This window comes from Enterobacter sp. T2, assembly GCF_010692925.1.
Lineage (GTDB): Bacteria > Pseudomonadota > Gammaproteobacteria > Enterobacterales > Enterobacteriaceae > Enterobacter > Enterobacter kobei.
Window position 1 is genome coordinate 678,738 of sequence record NZ_CP048736.1, and the last position, 19,881, is coordinate 698,618.

Genomic DNA, 19,881 nt, shown 5'->3' on the forward strand with positions numbered 1-19,881 from the left:
AAAAAAGCATGTTACAGGTATACCTTGTTCGCCACGGTGAAACGCAGTGGAACGCCGAGCGACGTATTCAAGGCCAGTCAGACAGTCCTCTCACTGAGAAGGGGATCCAGCAAGCGTGGCAGGTGGCAGAGCGTGCCAGGACGCTGGGCATTACCCACGTGATCACCAGCGATTTAGGTCGCACGCAGCAGACAGCGCGCATCATCGCAGATGCCTGCGGCTGTGACGTGATGCTTGAGCCGCGTCTGCGCGAGCTGGATATGGGCGTGCTGGAAAAGCGCCATATCGATACGCTGACCGAAACGGAAGAGGGCTGGCGTCGTACGCTGGTCAACGGTACCGAAGATGGCCGCATCCCTGAGGGGGAATCCATGCAAGAGCTGAGCGTGCGTATGCATGCCGCACTGGCGGAATGTCTGAAGCTTCCGGCAGGTAGCCGTCCGCTGCTGGTGAGTCACGGTATTGCGCTGGGCTGCCTGGTGAGCACCATTCTGGGATTACCGGCTTATGCTGAACGTCGTCTGCGTCTGCGCAACTGCTCTATTTCCCGAATTGATTATCAGGAAAGTGCGTGGCTGGCGTCGGGTTGGGTCGTGGAGATGGCAGGGGACATTTCGCATCTCGATGCCCCTGCGCTTGATGAACTGCAGCGTTAACGACGTATCGGAATTAAGAATTCCATCCGCAGATTGATTGGGCCTTCTTCCGGTTTCGCATCCTGCGCCGGGTAGTAGCGCTCAATGTCCTGACCTTTACGGCGATTCAGATTCAGCATCGGCATGCAGGTCCCGTAAACGGTCAGGATGAACTCCTGAACGCCCGTTCCCAGTCCTTCATACGAGAACATCACATATTCGCCGCCTTCCAGCACGACCGGTTTAGACCCCTGAATATAACCATTTGCCATCTCTGGCGTCAGCGCGGTGGTGTAGAACACCTCCTGCTCGTCGTCTTTTTCCTGGCTTGGGTGCGTTTCGTTGAGACCATAGAGGATCGGTGGGATCGCTGGCGCATGACTCAGGAAGTCGCGCCAGAACTGGACACGCATCTGATGACGGAACTCAGAAATCTGCTCAAGAGAACAGGAGTAGCTCTGGGTCGTACCGATCAGATGGGTTTCCGGCAGCGTGACAATTTCGTATTTCGGCATGGCGAACTCGCCCAGACGCAGCGGCGGACGCATACCAAACGAGCTCCAGTCTGGCGAGCGGCGATAGAGCGCTGGCGTCAACGAGAACTGTTTTTTAAACGCACGGGTGAAGGTCTGCTGCGAATCAAAACGATACTGCAAGGCAATATCCAGAATGGGCCGCGCGGTCAGGCGCAATGCCACCGCAGACTTAGACAAACGACGTGCGCGAATATAGGCCCCGATAGCATGACCGGTGACATCCTTGAACATCCTTTGCAGATGCCACTTGGAATAGCCTGCTTTAGCCGCCACATTATCCAGTGACAAAGGCTGGTCGAGATGACCTTCCAGCCAGGTGAGCAGGTCGCGAATAATTCCAGCCTGATCCATATACTATCCTCATCCTTAAAACAGCAGGTGCCTGATAACAGGTTAGCGGATAATAGCATTTTTTGATGTTTTAGCATTCAGTGTTTTTTTTGCGCATTAATGCCTTTTCTCCCTTATTTTGGGCAAATATATTCTAATCCTGTGATCTTGCTACATTTTTGTCTAAAGTGTTGAATAATCGCTCAATGCAATTTTAAAGAATGGTAACAATATGAAATACAAGACTTTGCTTCTTACCGCTCTGTTGCTGGTTGTTGGCCGTGCGGCGCAAGCGGAACAGATTGGATCTGTCGATACCGTGTTCAAAATGTTTGGCCCGGACCACAAAATTGTGGTGGAGGCGTTTGACGATCCAGATGTGAAAAACGTCACCTGCTACGTCAGCCGTGCGAAGACGGGCGGTATTAAAGGCGGTCTGGGGCTGGCGGAAGATACCTCAGATGCGGCGATCTCCTGCCAGCAGGTGGGGCCGGTTGAGCTGAGCGATAAAATCAAAAACGGTAAAGCGCAGGGTGACGTGGTGTTCCAGAAACGGACGTCGCTGGTGTTCAAAAAGCTGCAGGTAGTGCGTTTCTATGATGCGAAGCGCAATACGCTGGCTTATCTTGCCTATTCCGACAAAGTGGTGGAAGGCTCGCCGAAAAACGCCATCAGCGCCGTGCCGATTATGCCATGGCATTAATTCAGGGATGAACCATGCAACAACCTGTGGTCTGGCTGGTTGAAGACGAAACCAGCATCGCCGATACGCTTATCTACATGCTTCAGCAGGAAGGCTTTGCGGTAAAGGCGTTTGAGCGCGGTTTACCGGTGCTGGAGGAGGCGCGGCGGCAGATCCCGGCGCTCGCCATTCTGGATGTTGGGCTGCCGGACATCAGCGGCTTTGAACTCTGCCGCCAGCTGCTGGCGCAGCATCCGTCACTTCCGGTGCTGTTTCTCACGGCACGCAGTGATGAAGTGGATAAACTCCTCGGGCTGGAAATGGGCGCCGACGACTACGTCGCCAAGCCTTTTTCTCCGCGAGAGGTTTGCGCCCGGGTAAGGACAATTTTACGGCGGATGCAAAAATCCGCCGCGCCAGCAGAAACGATGCGTATCGGGCAATTTGAGCTAAATGAACCTGCCGCCCGAATAAGCTGGTGCGGTGAAGTTTTACCCCTGACCCGCTACGAGTTCTTGCTGCTCAAAACCTTTTTACAGGCCCCCGGGCGGGTATTTTCGCGCCAGCAGCTGATGGACAAGGTATGGGGTGAAGACGGCGACAGCTTCGATCGCACTGTGGATACCCATATCAAAACCCTGCGCGCCAAGCTGCGGGCGGTGAACGATGAACAGTCTCCCATCAGTACCCATCGCGGTATGGGCTACAGTCTGGGCCTTTACTGATGCGCATTGGGATGCGGTTGTTGCTGGGATATTTCCTGATCGTGGGCATCGCCGCGTGGTTTGTGCTGTCGATTTTTGTTCAGGAAGTGAAGCCCGGCGTGCGCAGGGCCACCGAGGGGACGTTGATCGATACCGCGACCTTGCTTGCCGAAATCGGGCGCGACGATCTTCTTTCGGGGAATGCGCAGCAGGGCAAACTGGCGCAGGCCTTTTCACAGCTCCATCAGCGGCCTTTCCGCGCCAACCTCGGCGGCATCTATAAGGTGCGTAACGAATATCACGTCTATATGACCGATGTGCAGGGCAGAGTGGTGTTTGATTCCGCCGGTCTGGCCGTGGGGCAAGATTACTCGCGCTGGAACGATGTCTGGCTGACGCTTCGCGGTAAATACGGCGCGCGCAGCACTCAGAGCAATCCAGACGATCCTGAGAGTACGGTGATGTATGTTGCCGCGCCGGTTGTGGAGCAGGGTAAGATTATCGGCGTGCTGTCGGTCGGGAAACCGAACAGCGCGATGGCTCCGGTTATCCACCGCAGCGAGCGGCGGATCCTCTGGGCGGGTGGCGCGTTGCTCGGCATTGCCTTGCTGATTGGTCTCCTTGTCGCCTGGTGGATCAATCGTTCTATCAGTACGTTATCGCGCTATGCCGATTCGGTGACCACCGACACGCCTCTCCCGCTACCTAATCCGGGCAGCAGCGAATTGCACAAGCTTGCTCAGGCGCTGGAGAATATGCGCATTCGTCTCGAAGGGAAAAATTACATTGAACGCTATGTCCATGCGCTCACCCACGAGCTGAAAAGCCCGATGGCGGCCATACGCGGCGCGGCGGAAATCCTTGCCGAGCAGCCGCCGCCGCAGGTGGCAGCACGCTTTATTGATAACATTCTGGTACAAAACGCACGCATGCAGTCGCTGGTTGAAAAACTGCTCGCGCAGGCGCGGCTTGAAAATCGGGTCGAGATTACGCCGGAGGTCATCCGGGTCAATTCACTGTTTACGCGGCTTGCTGACGCGCGCTCGGCCCTGCTATCGGCAAAAGCGATTGTGCTGACTATCCAGCCTGTTCCGTTTAATGTTGAAGGCGATCCCGATCTCCTCGAACAGGCGCTCGGCAATTTGCTGGATAACGCCATCGATTTTACGCCTCAGGGCGGAAGCATTGAACTGGCGGCCCGGGAAGAGCAGGGGCAGATACAGCTTGTCGTCATCGACAGCGGAAGCGGGATCCCGGGTTACGCGCTGGATCGTATTTTTGAACGCTTCTATTCCCTTCCGCGCGAGAACGGGCTTAAGAGCAGTGGGCTCGGGCTGGCCTTTGTGCAGGAGGTGGCGCGTCTGCATCAGGGAGAGATTACATTGCGCAATCGTGATGAGGGCGGCGTGATGGCCACGCTGACACTTCACCGTCCCTTCACATAACTTCAAACTGCCCCCACACAGCCTGGTTACGCTCTCTTCATCACAAAGGAGACGTAATGATGAAATCCCCCCTGTTCTGGAAAATAAGCACCCTGCTGGGGTGCATTCTGCTGCTGTTAGTCCCGCTGTTTATGGTAAGTAACCTCATTGCAGAGCGTGAAAGCTACCGTAATGATGTCGAAAATACGCTTCGCCAGAGCACCAGCGGACCGCAAAAACTGGTCGGCCCGCTGATTGCGATTCCGGTGACAGAGATCTTTTACAAGCTAGAGGATGAGAAGAAGGTCGAGTACAAGAAAAGCTATCTGCATTTTATCCTGCCGGAGTCGCTGCTTGTTGAGGGTAACCAGCGCGTTGAGTCCCGAAATATCGGCATCTATGACGGACAGATCTGGAACACCGATCTCAAAATAAAAGCGCAGTTCAGCACCGAAAAAATGACGCAGCTTAAAGGGGAGACGATGACCCTGGGGCAGCCGTTTATCGTTGTTGGAGTGGGCGATGCACGCGGTATTGGCACGGTGAAAGTCTCCAGTATCAACGGCGAGACGCTGAGCGTAGAGCCGGGTTCGGGCGTATCTGGCGCGCTTTCCGGTGTTCATATCCCGCTGACGGATAAAGCGCTGGAGTCAAAAACGTTTGCCATGGAGATGTCGCTGAATCTGGCGGGGACGGGGAGTTTTGCCGTGGTGCCCGTGGGACGTAACAGCGAAATGGCGCTGAACAGCAACTGGCCGCATCCGGGCTTCATGGGCAACTATCTGCCGGTGAAACACAAAATCGGTGATTCAGGTTTTCAGGCGAACTGGCAGAGCAGCTGGTTTGCGAACAACCTTGAGAGCTGGTTCAACGGGAGTGAATCTCCTGCGTGGGAGTCGATCCCGGCTTTTAGCGTCACGGTAGCCACACCTGCCGATCAGTATCAGCTGACTGACCGGGCAATCAAGTATGCTATTTTGCTGATTGCGCTGACGTTTATGGCCTTCTTTGTCTTCGAAACCTTAACCGGGCTGCGCCTGCACCCAATGCAGTATCTGCTGGTGGGGCTGTCGCTGGTGCTGTTCTATCTGGTGCTGCTGGCGCTGTCAGAACACGTCGGCTTTACGCCTGCCTGGGTTGTTGCAAGCCTGGTGGGTGCTGCGATGAACGGGATGTACCTGCAGGCGGTGCTAAAAAGCTGGAAGCGCAGCGGGTTGTTTGTGCTGGCCTTGCTGGGGCTGGACGTGGTGATGTGGTTCCTGCTGCGCTCGGAGGATAGTGCGCTGCTGTTGGGGTCAGCGGTGCTCGCACTGGCACTGTTCGCCGTGATGTACCTGACCCGGCATTTCGACTGGTATTCGCTTTCACAGCCGAAGCGCCCTGAGCCACCCGCAGAGCCCGATAACGACACGATGCGGATCTGGAAATAAAAAAAACGGCGCGAATGCGCCGTTTTTCTTTATTGCATTGACTGCGGGATTACTCCTGCAGGTCTCCGCAGAAACGGTACCCTTCGCCGTGGATAGTGGCGATGATTTCCGGCGTATCAGGCGTAGATTCGAAATGTTTACGAATACGACGGATGGTCACGTCTACGGTACGGTCGTGTGGTTTCAGCTCACGGCCGGTCATTTTCTTCAGCAGTTCTGCACGGGACTGAATTTTGCCCGGGTTTTCGCAGAAGTGCAGCATCGCGCGGAATTCGCTGCGCGGCAGTTTATACTGCTCACCGTTCGGGCTAATCAGCGAACGGCTATTGATATCAAGTTCCCAGCCGTTGAATTTGTAGCTATCGACGCTACGACGCTCTTCACTGACCGTGCCCAGGTTCATGGTGCGGGACAGCAGGTTGCGTGCACGAATGGTTAACTCGCGTGGGTTGAACGGCTTGGTGATGTAGTCATCCGCACCGATTTCCAGGCCAAGAATTTTATCAACTTCGTTGTCACGGCCTGTCAGGAACATTAACGCGACGTTCGCCTGCTCACGCAGTTCGCGCGCCAGAAGAAGCCCGTTTTTGCCCGGCAGGTTGATATCCATGATTACCAGGTTGATATCATTTTCAGAAAGGATCTGATGCATCTCTGCGCCATCGGTCGCTTCAAAGACATCGTAGCCTTCTGCTTCGAAAATGCTCTTTAACGTGTTGCGTGTTACCAACTCGTCTTCAACGATAAGAATGTGCGGGGTCTGCATGTTTGCTACCTAAATTGCCAACTAAATCGAAACAGGAAGTACAAAAGTCCCTGACCTGCCTGATGCATGTCGCAAATTAACATGATCGGCTTAACGTGACTAAAGTACGTAATTGCGTTCTTGATGCACTTTCCATCAACGTCAACAACATCATTAGCTTGGTCTTGGGTACTTTCCCTTTGGACCCGACAGTGTCAAAAACGGCTGTCATCCTAACCATTTTAACAGCAACATAACAGGCTAAGTGACACCAGACACCCAATAAAACTACGCTTCGTTGACATATATCAAGTTCAATTGTAGCACGTTAACAGTTTGATGAAATCATCGTAGCCGAATGCTAGCCTTTGTCACAATTTTTCAATAAACCAACTAGTTGCGGACATTGATATATAAACGAAGCGAATCCAATCAGAATAGGGTATTCATGATGCCATTATCATTATAAAACATAAGGATAATGGTCTTCTGTTAACATTCTAACTGATTGTTCAGACACAAAATAGTTTAGCGTCTTTAATTTGTTATGAAACGCTATTTCGGTGATTTGTGTTGCAAATTTGTAAATTTGCGCTGCGTAATATGTTGAAGTGCATCACATTTTTACCCGCTAACTGATTAAAAAGAGAGCATAAATGCATCTGTCGATTGTACTGGTCGCCCCAGCCAGAGCAGAAAATATAGGCGCTGCGGCGCGTGCCATGAAGACCATGGGTTTTACCGATTTACGTATTGTGGACAGCACTGCGCACCTGGAGCCTGCTGCCCGCTGGGTGGCGCATGGTTCGGGAGATATTCTCGATAATATAACGACTTACGCTACGCTTGCCGACGCACTGCATGACATTTCGTTTACCGTTGCGACCACCGCCCGCAGCCGCGCGAAGTTCCATTACTACGCCACGCCTGCTGAGCTGGTGCCCATGCTGGAAGAGAAAAGCCAGTGGCTTGAGAAAGCGGCGCTGGTGTTTGGCCGCGAAGATTCCGGACTCACTAACGAAGAGCTGGCACTGGCGGACGTTCTGACTGGCGCGCCGATGGTCGCGGATTATCCGTCTCTGAATTTAGGCCAGGCGGTCATGGTCTATTGCTATCAATTAGCATCCTTAATACAAATCCCCCAGCCGCCCGATACAGGAACCGATGAAAACCAGCTGGCTGCACTTCGCGCTCGCGTGGAGAACTTGCTCTTGCGGCTGGATGTGGCGGACGATCAAAAAATGGCTGACTGGCTACACCAGCGTCTCGGACGACTTGAGCAGCGGGACACGGCAATGTTGCACCGTTTGCTGCACGATATTGAAAAAAAATTAGCCGAGTAAAATGCTGTCATACGTTTTTACTATGGAGAAATTGTCTGTCATGGAGGGTTGCATTTGGGGGAATCGGATGAAAATAAATCGGCAAACAGCGGGGCGTGAGTCTCTGCGGAATTGTGATCAAATTAAAAATTCATTGACTTAAGGTGCCCGATCCTTTAACCCTAAAAGAATACAGCACAGACAGATAATAATGACAGAGTACACAACATCCATGAAACGCATCAGCATCACCACCATTACTACAACCATCATCATTACCACAGGTAACGATGCGGGCTGACGCGTACAGGAAAAACAAAAAAAAGCCCGCACCTGAACAGTGCGGGCTTTTTTTTCGGCTAAAGGAAACGAGGTAGAACCATGCGAGTGTTGAAGTTCGGCGGTACATCAGTGGCAAATGCAGAACGTTTTCTGCGTGTTGCCGATATCCTGGAGAGCAACGCCAGGCAGGGGCAGGTTGCGACCGTGCTCTCTGCCCCGGCAAAAATCACGAACCATCTGGTGGCGATGATTGAAAAAACCATCGGTGGTCAGGATGCACTTCCGAACATCAGCGACGCCGAGCGTATCTTCGCTGAGCTGCTGCAGGGGCTGGCGGAGGCACAGCCCGGCTTCCCGCTCGCACAGCTGAAGTCTTTCGTTGAGCAGGAGTTTGCTCAGATCAAACATGTACTGCACGGTATCAGCCTGCTGGGCCAGTGTCCGGACAGCATCAACGCGGCGCTGATCTGCCGCGGTGAGAAACTGTCAATCGCCATCATGGCTGGCCTGCTGGAAGCGCGTGGCCACGGCGTGACCGTCATCAATCCGGTTGAAAAACTGCTTGCGGTGGGCCACTACCTCGAATCTACCGTTGATATTGCCGAATCAACCCGCCGTATCGCCGCGAGCAAAATCCCGTCTGACCACATGATCCTGATGGCGGGCTTTACCGCCGGAAATGAGAAGGGTGAGCTGGTGGTGCTGGGCCGTAACGGCTCCGACTACTCTGCCGCCGTGCTGGCTGCCTGTTTACGCGCAGACTGTTGTGAGATCTGGACTGACGTCGACGGCGTGTATACCTGCGACCCGCGCCAGGTACCGGACGCCAGGTTGCTGAAGTCGATGTCTTACCAGGAAGCGATGGAGCTTTCCTACTTCGGCGCCAAAGTGCTTCACCCACGTACCATCTCCCCGATTGCCCAGTTCCAGATCCCTTGCCTGATTAAAAATACCGGTAACCCGCAAGCGCCAGGCACGCTGATTGGCGCCAGCTCCGATGAAGATGGCCTGCCGGTGAAAGGCATCTCCAACCTCAATAACATGGCGATGTTCAGCGTCTCCGGTCCGGGGATGAAGGGCATGGTCGGCATGGCGGCGCGCGTATTTGCCGCAATGTCACGCAACGGTATCTCGGTGGTGCTGATCACGCAGTCCTCTTCCGAGTACAGCATCAGCTTCTGCGTGCCGCAGGCCGACTGCCTGCGCGCACGCCGTGCGCTGGAAGAAGAGTTTTATCTGGAGCTGAAAGAGGAGTTGCTGGAGCCGCTCTCCATTCAGGAGCGTCTGGCCGTCATCTCCGTCGTGGGCGACGGGATGCGCACCCTGCGCGGTATCTCCGCGAAGTTCTTTGCCGCGCTGGCCCGCGCCAACATCAATATCGTGGCGATTGCCCAGGGCTCGTCTGAGCGTTCTATTTCCGTCGTGGTGGATAACGACGATGCCACCACCGGCGTGCGCGTGGTGCATCAGATGCTGTTCAATACCGATCAGGTCATTGAGCTGTTCCTGATTGGCGTGGGCGGTGTCGGCGGCGCGCTGCTCGAGCAGGTGAAGCGTCAGCAGGCGTGGCTCAAGAAGAAGCATATCGATCTGCGCGTCTGCGGTATTGCCAATTCCAGAGCGCTACTGACCAATGTGCATGGTCTGAATCTTGAAAACTGGCAGGCCGGGCTGGAAGAGGCGAAAGAGCCGTTTAATCTGGGTCGCCTTATCCGTCTGGTAAAAGAGTACCATCTGCTTAACCCGGTGATTGTCGACTGTACGTCAAACCAGGCCGTTGCCGACCAGTATGCGGATTTCCTGCGCGAAGGCTTCCACGTGGTGACGCCGAACAAAAAGGCCAACACCTCGTCGATGGATTACTATCACCAGCTGCGTCTGGCGGCGAGCAAGTCGCGCCGTAAGTTCCTGTACGACACCAACGTGGGCGCAGGCCTGCCGGTTATCGAAAATCTGCAAAATCTGCTGAATGCGGGCGACGAACTGCAGCGTTTCTCCGGCATTCTCTCCGGCTCCCTGTCGTTTATCTTTGGCAAGCTGGACGAGGGCATGAGCCTCTCGGAAGCCACCCGCGCCGCGCGCGAGCTGGGCTATACCGAGCCGGATCCACGTGACGATCTCTCCGGCATGGACGTGGCGCGTAAGCTGCTGATCCTCGTGCGCGAAACCGGTCGCGAGCTGGAGCTTTCGGACATTGTGATTGAACCCGTGTTGCCAGCCGAGTTTGACAGCAGCGGTGATGTCAGCACCTTTATGGCGAATTTACCCCAGCTTGACGATGCTTTTGCCGCGCGCGTGGCGAAAGCCCGTGATGAAGGTAAGGTATTGCGCTATGTTGGCAACATTGAAGAAGATGGCGTGTGCCGGGTGAAGATTGCCGAAGTGGATGGCAACGACCCGCTGTACAAAGTCAAAAACGGCGAAAACGCCCTCGCGTTTTACAGCCACTATTATCAGCCATTGCCGCTAGTGCTTCGCGGCTATGGCGCAGGGAACGATGTTACAGCGGCGGGTGTGTTTGCCGATCTGTTGCGTACCCTGTCATGGAAGTTAGGAGTTTAACATGGTCAAAGTTTATGCCCCGGCTTCCAGCGCCAATATGAGCGTCGGATTTGATGTGCTGGGTGCGGCGGTCACGCCGGTGGACGGTTCGCTGTTGGGCGATACGGTTACGGTTGAGGCGGCGGCGAGTTTCAGCCTCAATAACGTGGGCCGATTCGCCAGCAAACTTCCCTCTGACCCGCGCGAGAATATCGTCTATCAGTGCTGGGAACGCTTCTGTCAGGAGATCGGCAAAAACGTGCCGGTCGCCATGACGCTGGAAAAAAGTATGCCGATTGGTTCGGGGCTGGGCTCCAGCGCCTGTTCCGTGGTTGCCGCGCTGGTGGCGATGAACGAGCACTGCGGCAAGCCTTTGAATAACAGCCGCCTGCTGGGGTTAATGGGCGAGCTGGAAGGGCGTATTTCCGGCAGTATCCACTATGACAATGTGGCACCGTGCTTCCTTGGCGGTATGCAGCTGATGATCGAAGAAAATGGCATCATCAGCCAGCAGGTGCCAGGGTTTGATGAGTGGCTGTGGGTGCTGGCGTATCCGGGAATTAAGGTCTCTACCGCGGAAGCGCGTGCGATCCTGCCTGCGCAATATCGTCGTCAGGACTGTATTGCTCACGGACGTCATCTGGCGGGCTTTATCCACGCCTGCTATACCCGTCAGCCGCAGCTGGCGGCGAAGCTGATGAAAGATGTCATTGCCGAGCCGTACCGCACGAAGCTGCTGCCTGGCTTTAACGAGGCGCGACAGGCCGCCATGGATATCGGCGCGCAGGCGTGCGGCATCTCCGGCTCCGGCCCGACGCTGTTCGCCCTGTGCGATAAGCCAGACACCGCGCAGCGCGTGGCGGACTGGCTCTCTAAACACTACCTGCAAAATCAGGAAGGCTTTGTTCATATTTGCCGTCTGGACACGGCTGGCGCACGAGTACTGGGATAACGAATGAAACTCTATAACCTTAAAGATCATAACGAGCAGGTCAGCTTCGCGCAGGCAGTGACTCAGGGGCTGGGCAAAAATCAGGGGCTGTTCTTCCCGCATGACCTGCCGGAATTTCAGCTGACCGAGATTGATGAACTGCTGAAGCAGGACTTTGTCACCCGCAGCACCAAAATTCTGTCTGCGTTTATCGGCGACGAAATCCCTCAGGAGCTGCTGGAAGAGCGCGTGCGTGCGGCGTTTGCCTTCCCGGCTCCGGTGCAGCAGGTGGAGCCTGACGTCGGTTGTCTGGAGCTGTTCCACGGCCCGACACTGGCGTTTAAAGACTTCGGCGGCCGCTTTATGGCGCAGATGCTGACCCACATTAGCGGCGACAAGCCGGTGACCATTCTGACAGCCACCTCCGGCGATACCGGTGCCGCGGTCGCGCATGCGTTCTACGGCCTGAAAAACGTCCGCGTGGTGATCCTCTATCCAAAAGGCAAAATCAGCCCGCTGCAGGAAAAACTGTTCTGTACGCTCGGCGGCAACATTGAGACCGTGGCGATCGACGGTGACTTTGATGCCTGTCAGGCGCTGGTCAAGCAGGCGTTCGATGATGAAGAGCTGAAGGCCGCGCTGGGGCTGAATTCCGCCAACTCCATCAACATCAGCCGTCTGCTGGCGCAGATTTGCTACTACTTCGAAGCGGTAGCACAGCTGCCGCAAGAAGCGCGCAATCAGCTGGTGGTGTCCGTACCAAGCGGTAACTTCGGTGACCTGACGGCGGGATTACTGGCGAAATCGCTCGGTCTGCCGGTGAAGCGCTTTATCGCCGCTACTAACGCCAACGACACCGTGCCGCGCTTCCTGAAAGACGGGAAATGGGCACCGAACCCGACGCAGGCGACGCTCTCCAATGCCATGGATGTGTCACAGCCAAACAACTGGCCTCGCGTGGAAGAGCTGTTCCGCCGCAAGGTATGGCGTCTGGTGGACCTGGGCTACGCGGCGGTGACGGATGAGACCACTAAAGCGACCATGCGCGAGCTGAAGGCGGTGGGATATACCTCTGAGCCGCACGCGGCAATTGCGTATCGCGCACTGCGCGACCAGCTCAACCCGGGGGAATATGGTCTGTTCCTCGGTACCGCCCATCCCGCCAAGTTCAAAGAGAGCGTGGAAGCGATCCTGGGCGAAACGCTGCCGCTGCCAAAAGAGCTGGCCGAGCGTGCCGACCTGCCGCTGCTGTCACACGAGCTGCCTGCGGATTTTGCCGCGCTGCGTAAGTTGATGATGACTCGCGCGTGATTGTGTTGCCCGGTGGCGGCTACGCCTTACCGGGCCTACGGGGTTTGTAGGCCGGGTAAGCGCAGCGCCACCCGGCAAAAGCAGCACCGATCTTTAGGCCGGGAAAGGCGAAGCCGCCACCCGGCTTTTTTTTGTGAAGAAAATAAGGAGGAATAAAGCAGGAAAAAAGCAGGAATTCCCAATAAATGCGGTCACTTAGCGTTTAGGATTGCAGAGAATAACATCCCCCGTTCCCCTCGCGTACTCTCCTTACATCGGCCCACGTTGGGCAAGAAGAATAAGGAGTCACAGATGTCTACACTGAAACCTGCACTCATCGCGCTTTCACTGGTGCTGGTCGCTCCCATGGCGGCACAGGCATCCGAAATCACCCTCGTACCGGCGGTTAAACTGCAGATTGGCGACCGGGACAACAGCGGGCATTACTGGGACGGCGGCCGCTGGCGCGACCACGACTGGTGGAAGGCGCATTATGACTGGCGTGATAACCACTGGCGCCCGCATGACGAACATCGCGATCGTGACGATCGACACGACCATCATCATGACGATCGCCATCCAGGGCCGGACTGGAAGCACCATTAATGCAACACCCCGCCAGCAGGCGGGGTGTTGTTTTACTGTTCGTGGCGTTTAAAGACCAGTTCGCCTTTCCCCGACGCGTCTTCGTCAAAGAAATAGCCTTCACTGTTAAAACCGGTCAGCTGCTCCGGCTTGGTCAGGCGGTTCTGAATGATATAGCGGCTCATGAGGCCCCGCGCCTTTTTGGCATAGAAGCTGATGACCTTGAACTTGCCGTTTTTCTCATCCAGGAAGACCGGCTTGATGATCTCCGCATCCAGCTTTTTCGGTTTCACCGACTTGTAGTATTCATCGGATGCCAGGTTAATCACCACGTTATCGCCCTGAGCGCGAAGCGCCGCGTTCAGCTTATCGGTGATGATTTCGCCCCAGAAATGGTACAAGTCTTTGCCTTTGGCGTTTTCCAGACGAATGCCCATCTCCAGACGGTACGGCTGCATCAGATCCAGCGGACGCAGTACGCCATACAGACCCGACAGCATACGCAGATGCTGCTGGGCAAAATCGAAGTCGGCTTCACTGAAGTCTTCCGCCTGCAGACCGGTATAGACATCACCTTTAAACGCCAGAATCGCCTGACGCGCGTTAGCAGGGGTGAAATCCGGATGCCATTCATGGAATCGGGTCGCGTTCAGGTCCGCCAGCTTGTCGCTGATGCCCATCAGCGAGGCGATTTGCGGCGCAGAGAGCTTGCGCGCTTCACGGATCAGCTGCTGTGAATAATCCAGCAGTTCTGGCTGGGTATAGCGCTCAGTGGCGAGCGGGCTCTGGTAGTCGAGCGTTTTTGCAGGTGAAATCAGAATCAGCATATCCAGTCCTTGCAGGAAATTTAGAGCGACTTTAACAAAAAATCGCCCTGAATTGATCGATAGCTGTTATCGCCGGGGCAAATCATCCCAGGTGCCAGGGGCAAGTTGTGACGCAATTTCGGGGTAACGTGATGCATCAAATACCGGGGCAACCCCCAGCTTGCGCTGGCGAAGATAATCTTTGGCAATAAGCGTCACAACGGGGGAGAGCAGCAGGATCGCCGTCAGGTTAGTGATTGCCATTAGCGCCATAATGACATCCGCCAGCTGCCAGATCATAGGCATCGTCAGAAGGGCGCCCGCGAACACCATCAGTATCACCCCCAGGCGAAGCAGGAGGATAGCAGGGCGAGCGTTGAATCTCAGGAAAATGAGGTTGTTTTCAGCGTACAGATAGTTGACCACAATTGAGCTGAAGGAGAACAACATCAGTATGAGCGAGACAAAGCCAGCCCCCCAGCCGCCGGTCAGGTTCACCAGCGCCTGCTGAAGAAATTGTATCCCGACGGCATCCGAGGTATGGGGTACCGGGCCGGCCAGCAGGAGGATCATGGCACTGGCGGAACAGATGATCACCGTATCCATAAAGACGCCGATCATCTGCACAATACCCTGCGCAGCCGGGTGTGGCGGCCACGAAGAGGCGGCCGCTGCGACGTTGGGAGTGGAACCCATTCCGGCTTCATTGGAGAACATGCCCCGTTGAAAACCTGCCATCAATGCCTGGCTCAGGGTATAGCCCAGCGCGCCTGATGCGACTTCTCGCCAGCCAAAGGCGCTTTTAAAGATGGACGCAATGACCCCAGGAACCTGTTCGAAATGCAGTGCTGCAACGACCAGACTCGCGGCAACCCAGAGCAGGGCCATAATGGGCACCAGCCACTGCATCAGGCGGGCGACGCCCCTAAGGCCGGCAGAAATGGCGAGCAAAACAAAGAGGGCTAACACGCTGCCCGTGAGCCACTCCGGACAGGAGAAGGTATAGCGCAGAGCATGGGCAACCGAGTTTGACTGGACGGTATTAAAAATGAGGCCGTATGCGAACAGTAAAAAAAGCGAGAACAGCACGCCCATCCAGCGCATCCCTAAGCCACGCGCCATATACCATGACGGGCCGCCGCGAAACTGTCCGCTTTTATCCTTCTCTTTGTAGAGTTGTGCCAGCGAACTTTCGGCGAAAGAGGTGGCCATCCCCAGAAGTGCCGTGACCCACATCCAGAACACTGCGCCAGGCCCTCCTGCGCTGATGGCCAGCGCAACGCCTGCCAGATTGCCGCTGCCAAGGCGTGCCGCAAGGCTGGTACACAGCGCCTGAAACGAGGTGAGTCCGCCCGGATGGGGCGTGACGCTGTTTTTCAGACTTCTGCCAAACTTGCGAATATAGCGAAACTGGATAAACCCACTGCGTAGCGTAAACCAGATACCTGCTCCCAGGAGCAGGTAAATCATTATCGAGCCCCAGAGGACTTCGTTAATAAAGAAAAAGAAATCAGGCATTAACGTCCCTCTTGTTGATGCCAATGTGAATATGTAAGCGCTACCACTGATTGGGCATGCTGTTGCTTAGCAGCCTGTTAATATTCTCAGTTTATCATACTCTGCCTAAGCGCACTGTCTGCGGTTGCGCTACCCCTCCGTCGTGTTATCATCAGGGCAGACCGGTTACATCCCCCTAACAAGTAAACCTGTCATTTTTCCGCTGCAGGCATGCTGTCGGTAGCGTGAATTATCCAGGGCACGTTAAAAGAGAAACACTATCATGACGGATAAATTGACCTCCCTTCGTCAGTTCACCACTGTCGTAGCTGACACCGGAGATATCGCGGCAATGAAGCTGTACCAGCCGCAGGATGCCACAACTAACCCTTCTCTGATCCTTAACGCCGCACAGATCCCTGAGTATCGCAAACTGATTGACGAGGCCGTGACCTGGGCGAAAGCACAGAGCAATGACCGCGCCCAGCAGGTTGTGGATGCTACTGACAAACTGGCCGTGAACATCGGTCTGGAAATTCTGAAACTGGTCCCGGGCCGTATCTCCACCGAAGTGGATGCACGTCTGTCCTACGACACCGAAGCGTCAATTGCTAAAGCAAAACGTCTGATCAAACTGTACAACGATGCGGGCATCAGCAACGACCGTATCCTGATCAAACTGGCGTCTACCTGGCAGGGCATCCGCGCGGCGGAGCAGCTGGAAAAAGAAGGCATCAACTGTAACCTGACCCTGCTGTTCTCCTTCGCGCAGGCGCGTGCTTGTGCTGAAGCTGGCGTATACCTGATTTCTCCGTTCGTAGGCCGTATTCTGGACTGGTACAAAGCCAACACCGACAAGAAAGAGTACGCGGCTTCTGAAGATCCAGGCGTGGTTTCCGTGACTGAAATCTACGAATACTACAAACAGCATGGTTATGAGACCGTGGTGATGGGCGCAAGCTTCCGTAACGTCGGTGAAATCATCGAACTGGCTGGCTGTGACCGCCTGACCATCGCCCCTGCGCTGCTGAAAGAGCTGGCAGAAAGCGAAGGTACCATCGAGCGCAAACTGTCCTACACCGGTGAAGTGAAAGCACGCCCAGAGCGCATCACTGAATCCGAGTTCCTTTGGCAGCACAACCAGGATCCAATGGCGGTAGACAAACTGGCGGACGGTATCCGTAAGTTTGCTATTGACCAGGAAAAACTGGAAAAAATGATCGGCGACCTGCTGTAATCATTCTGCGTGACCGGGTCCCCGGTCACGCTACTTCTTTCGTACTCTGTCTGAATTTCCCCTCTGCGTGTATCATTCCCTTTAATCAGTACTTTTTGAATGGAATGGATATGAATACCTTACGCATCGGCTTAGTGTCGATTTCCGACCGCGCCTCCAGCGGCGTTTACCAGGATAAAGGCATCCCTGCTCTGGAAGAGTGGCTGGCAAGCGCGTTGACCACCCCGTTTGAGATCCAGACCCGCCTGATCCCGGACGAACAGCCAATCATCGAGCAGACCCTGTGTGAGCTGGTGGATGAAATGAGCTGTCACCTTGTGCTGACGACGGGCGGAACCGGCCCTGCGCGCCGCGATGTTACCCCGGACGCGACGCTGGCGATTGCCGATCGTGAAATGCCAGGCTTCGGTGAACAGATGCGTCAGATCAGTCTACACTTTGTCCCGACGGCCATTTTGTCTCGCCAGGTGGGGGTGATCCGCAAACAGGCGCTGATTCTGAACCTGCCGGGCCAGCCGAAGTCCATCAAAGAGACGCTGGAAGGACTGAAAGCGGAGGATGGCAGCGTCATCGTCCACGGCATCTTTGCAAGTGTACCGTATTGTATACAGCTGCTGGAGGGGCCGTACGTCGAGACGGACGACAAAGTGGTAGCAGCATTTCGTCCTAAAAGCGCCCGCCGCGAGACAATCTCCTGAAGTTAATTAAAATGTGACATTAGCATCAGCCGCAGTGGCGTGTAAATGGATTTACGATATAGTAATTTTTTCTTTACGTTTGCTGTAAAAAATAATCCACAATACATGCACAATGGTTCGCTATGTCACATAACACCCGACCTCTGAATCGACAGGATTACAAAACCCTCACGCTCGCCGCTCTGGGCGGCGCGCTGGAGTTTTACGACTTCATCATCTTTGTTTTCTTCGCCGCTGTGGTAGGGGAGTTGTTCTTCCCGGCGGATATCCCGGAATGGCTGCGACAGGTGCAAACCTTCGGCATTTTTGCTGCCGGATATCTGGCACGTCCGCTGGGCGGCATTGTGATGGCGCACTTTGGCGATCTGGTCGGGCGCAAGAAAATGTTTACCCTGAGTATCTTGCTGATGGCCGTGCCGACGCTGGCAATTGGCCTGCTGCCAACCTATGCCTCAATGGGTATTGTTGCCCCGTTATTGCTGCTACTGATGCGTATTCTTCAGGGGGCGGCGATCGGTGGTGAGGTACCGGGGGCGTGGGTGTTTGTTGCGGAACATGTTCCGGCGCGCCGCATTGGTATCGCCTGCGGCACCTTAACCGCGGGGTTAACGGTGGGGATTTTGCTTGGTTCCATCGTTGCGACCATTGTAAACATCAGCATGACGCAGCAGGCTGTGCACGACTGGGGCTGGCGCTTACCGTTCCTGCTGGGCGGAGCGTTTGGCCTGGTGGCGATGTACCTGCGTCGCTGGTTGCAGGAGACGCCGATTTTCCTTGAGATGCAGCAGCGCAAAGCGCTGGCTCAGGAGTTGCCGGTCAAAGCCGTGGTGGTGCGCCATAAAAAAGCGGTCGTGGTGTCGATGCTGCTCACCTGGCTTCTCTCGGCGGGCATCGTAGTGGTGATTTTGATGTCGCCGGTCTGGCTGCAAAAACAGTACGGGTTCGCCCCGGCAGTGACGTTACAGGCGAACAGTATCGCGACCATTATGCTTTGCTTTGGCTGTCTGGCCGCCGGGCTGGCTGTCGATCGCTTCGGTGCCAGCGTGACCTTTATCGTCGGCAGCCTGTTACTGGCCGTATCAAGCTGGGCGTTTTACCATTTGGCAGGCAGCCACCCTGAACAGCTGTTCCTGCTGTACGGTGTGGTAGGCCTGTGCGTAGGCGTTGTCGGGGCGGTACCGTATGTGATGGTACGCGCGTTTCCGCCTGAGGTGCGCTTCACCGGCATCTCATTTTCTTACAACGTCTCGTATGCCATCTTTGGCGGACTGACGCCGATTGCGGTGACGGTATTAATGGGGGTGTCTCCCCTGGCGCCGGCCTGGTACGTGCTGGCGTTGTCGTTAATGGGGCTGGTATTGGGGATTTGGCTTCGGCAGTCAGGGGAAAATCGTGCCCGCGAGGCGGGCACGACAGACGAATCAGTGTTTTTCACCAATCGGTAGAATAGTGCGGCCGAACTGCTCGTTCAGCACTTCACCCATGGCCAGGTAGATAGCGCTTGCGCCGCATACCAGGCCAATCCAGCCTGCAACGTGTACGAGGCCTTCGTTATCCACCAGGTGGCCGATGGACAGCAGGGCGAACAGTACGGTCAGGCTCAGGAAGACGAACTGCAGCGCGCGGTTCCCCTTCAGCGTGCCGAAGAACATGAACAGGGTGAAGACGCCCCACAGACCCAGATACACGCCCAGGAAGTGGGCATTCGCTGCGTCTGCCAGACCCATTTTAGGCATCAGCAGGATAGCGACCAGCGTCAGCCAGAACGAGCCGTAAGAGGTGAAGGCGGTTAAGCCGAAGGTGTTGCCTTTCTTATATTCCAGCAGACCCGCGAAGATTTGTGCGATGCCGCCGTAAAAAATGCCCATCGCCAGGATAATGCCATCCATCGGGAACATCCCGATGTTGTGCAGGTTCAGCAGGATAGTGGTCATGCCAAAACCCATCAGGCCCAGCGGAGCCGGATTAGCCAACTTAGTGTTGCCCATAAGTCCTCAAAAAAATCATCATTAATATGGTGAAATGGTTAAACCCGCGTCATTACTCCCTGACGGGGCGCGGCATCATAATGGGCGCAATCGATGCCGTCTATGATCTCATCAGGGTGAAATTAAAAATTTTTTTACGCTTGCCCCTTGATGGATGCCGTAGCGACCCCATCTTGTAGTCAACCGCAGTGTGTGGACCTGAAAAAAATCAAATCTGG

Annotated in this window: 20 protein-coding genes and 1 other annotated feature; of the genes, 15 read left to right on the forward strand and 5 right to left on the reverse strand. The window is 55.2% G+C overall.

Annotated features, from left to right (window positions below; genetic code table 11):
• Positions 1 to 8: 8 nt before the first annotated feature.
• A complete protein-coding gene (gpmB, locus tag G0034_RS03245; protein ID WP_014882474.1) occupies positions 9 to 656 on the forward strand; it encodes a 2,3-diphosphoglycerate-dependent phosphoglycerate mutase GpmB in 648 nt (215 codons plus the stop codon).
• Here the strand turns inward: gpmB and robA are convergent.
• Entirely contained in the window at positions 653 to 1,522 is an 870-nt protein-coding gene (robA, locus tag G0034_RS03250; protein ID WP_023336739.1) for an MDR efflux pump AcrAB transcriptional activator RobA, read from the reverse strand. The genes gpmB and robA overlap by 4 nt on opposite strands.
• Before the next feature lie 211 nt (positions 1,523 to 1,733).
• Here robA and creA point away from each other — a divergent pair, with 211 nt between their 5' ends.
• From creA to creD, 4 genes are read left to right on the forward strand one after another with little or no spacing between them, the layout of a single operon-like run.
• Positions 1,734 to 2,204 (forward strand): protein CreA, encoded by a 471-nt coding sequence (gene creA / locus G0034_RS03255; protein WP_023332045.1) that lies wholly within the window; start codon positions 1,734 to 1,736, stop codon positions 2,202 to 2,204.
• Positions 2,205 to 2,218: 14 nt separating this feature from the next.
• Entirely contained in the window at positions 2,219 to 2,908 is a 690-nt protein-coding gene (gene creB / locus G0034_RS03260; protein WP_014882477.1) for a two-component system response regulator CreB, read from the forward strand.
• Positions 2,908 to 4,332 (forward strand): two-component system sensor histidine kinase CreC, encoded by a 1,425-nt coding sequence (gene creC, locus G0034_RS03265; RefSeq protein WP_179120512.1) that lies wholly within the window; start codon positions 2,908 to 2,910, stop codon positions 4,330 to 4,332. The genes creB and creC overlap by 1 nt, the downstream gene beginning before the upstream one ends.
• Before the next feature lie 56 nt (positions 4,333 to 4,388).
• Positions 4,389 to 5,741, forward strand: coding sequence for a cell envelope integrity protein CreD (creD, locus tag G0034_RS03270; protein WP_014882479.1), 1,353 nt, complete (start codon positions 4,389 to 4,391; stop codon positions 5,739 to 5,741).
• A 49-nt stretch (positions 5,742 to 5,790) separates the two neighbouring features.
• On the opposite strand, the gene arcA is transcribed toward creD, so the two are convergent.
• A complete protein-coding gene (gene arcA, locus G0034_RS03275; RefSeq protein ID WP_003856501.1) occupies positions 5,791 to 6,507 on the reverse strand; it encodes a two-component system response regulator ArcA in 717 nt (238 codons plus the stop codon).
• A gap of 95 nt (positions 6,508 to 6,602) precedes the next feature.
• Here arcA and yjjY point away from each other — a divergent pair, with 95 nt between their 5' ends.
• The 7 genes from yjjY (at position 6,603) to G0034_RS03310 (ending at position 13,458) form a co-directional block, all read left to right on the forward strand.
• A complete protein-coding gene (gene yjjY, locus G0034_RS03280; protein ID WP_085928893.1) occupies positions 6,603 to 6,743 on the forward strand; it encodes a YjjY family protein in 141 nt (46 codons plus the stop codon).
• Between the two features lie 399 nt (positions 6,744 to 7,142).
• Positions 7,143 to 7,829 (forward strand): tRNA/rRNA methyltransferase, encoded by a 687-nt coding sequence (locus G0034_RS03285; RefSeq protein WP_023336742.1) that lies wholly within the window; start codon positions 7,143 to 7,145, stop codon positions 7,827 to 7,829.
• A 211-nt stretch (positions 7,830 to 8,040) separates the two neighbouring features.
• On the forward strand, positions 8,041 to 8,109 hold the full coding sequence (gene thrL / locus G0034_RS03290) for a thr operon leader peptide (protein ID WP_015572623.1): 69 nt from the start codon (positions 8,041 to 8,043) through the stop codon (positions 8,107 to 8,109).
• Positions 8,048 to 8,165: a sequence feature (Thr leader region), on the forward strand. Its footprint overlaps the gene before it by 62 nt.
• Positions 8,166 to 8,189: 24 nt before the next feature.
• Positions 8,190 to 10,652 (forward strand): bifunctional aspartate kinase/homoserine dehydrogenase I, encoded by a 2,463-nt coding sequence (gene thrA, locus G0034_RS03295; protein ID WP_014882481.1) that lies wholly within the window; start codon positions 8,190 to 8,192, stop codon positions 10,650 to 10,652.
• Between the two features lies 1 nt (position 10,653).
• Entirely contained in the window at positions 10,654 to 11,583 is a 930-nt protein-coding gene (gene thrB / locus G0034_RS03300; protein WP_014882482.1) for a homoserine kinase, read from the forward strand.
• Positions 11,584 to 11,586: 3 nt separating this feature from the next.
• Positions 11,587 to 12,873: a threonine synthase gene (gene thrC, locus G0034_RS03305; protein WP_179120513.1), complete on the forward strand. Its 1,287-nt coding sequence runs from the start codon at positions 11,587 to 11,589 to the stop codon at positions 12,871 to 12,873.
• A 291-nt stretch (positions 12,874 to 13,164) separates the two neighbouring features.
• Complete coding sequence (locus G0034_RS03310; RefSeq protein ID WP_014882484.1) at positions 13,165 to 13,458, forward strand: DUF2502 domain-containing protein; 294 nt, start codon at positions 13,165 to 13,167, stop codon at positions 13,456 to 13,458.
• 32 nt (positions 13,459 to 13,490) lie between these two features.
• Here G0034_RS03310 and yaaA read toward each other — a convergent pair whose 3' ends face one another.
• A complete protein-coding gene (gene yaaA / locus G0034_RS03315; RefSeq protein WP_014882485.1) occupies positions 13,491 to 14,264 on the reverse strand; it encodes a peroxide stress protein YaaA in 774 nt (257 codons plus the stop codon).
• Positions 14,265 to 14,330: 66 nt separating this feature from the next.
• Positions 14,331 to 15,761: an alanine/glycine:cation symporter family protein gene (locus tag G0034_RS03320; protein ID WP_023336743.1), complete on the reverse strand. Its 1,431-nt coding sequence runs from the start codon at positions 15,759 to 15,761 to the stop codon at positions 14,331 to 14,333.
• 262 nt (positions 15,762 to 16,023) lie between these two features.
• Here G0034_RS03320 and tal point away from each other — a divergent pair, with 262 nt between their 5' ends.
• From tal to G0034_RS03335, 3 genes are all read left to right on the forward strand, one after another.
• Positions 16,024 to 16,977, forward strand: coding sequence for a transaldolase (gene tal, locus G0034_RS03325; RefSeq protein ID WP_014882487.1), 954 nt, complete (start codon positions 16,024 to 16,026; stop codon positions 16,975 to 16,977).
• 110 nt (positions 16,978 to 17,087) lie between these two features.
• Positions 17,088 to 17,675, forward strand: a complete 588-nt coding sequence (mog, locus tag G0034_RS03330) for a molybdopterin adenylyltransferase (protein WP_032637529.1) — start codon at positions 17,088 to 17,090, stop codon at positions 17,673 to 17,675.
• Between the two features lie 122 nt (positions 17,676 to 17,797).
• Positions 17,798 to 19,120: an MFS transporter gene (locus G0034_RS03335; RefSeq protein ID WP_179120514.1), complete on the forward strand. Its 1,323-nt coding sequence runs from the start codon at positions 17,798 to 17,800 to the stop codon at positions 19,118 to 19,120.
• Here the strand turns inward: G0034_RS03335 and satP are convergent.
• On the reverse strand, positions 19,097 to 19,663 hold the full coding sequence (gene satP, locus G0034_RS03340; protein WP_048996009.1) for an acetate uptake transporter: 567 nt from the start codon (positions 19,661 to 19,663) through the stop codon (positions 19,097 to 19,099). The two genes, G0034_RS03335 and satP, sit on opposite strands and share 24 nt — an antisense overlap.
• Between the last annotated feature and the right edge of the window lie 218 nt (positions 19,664 to 19,881).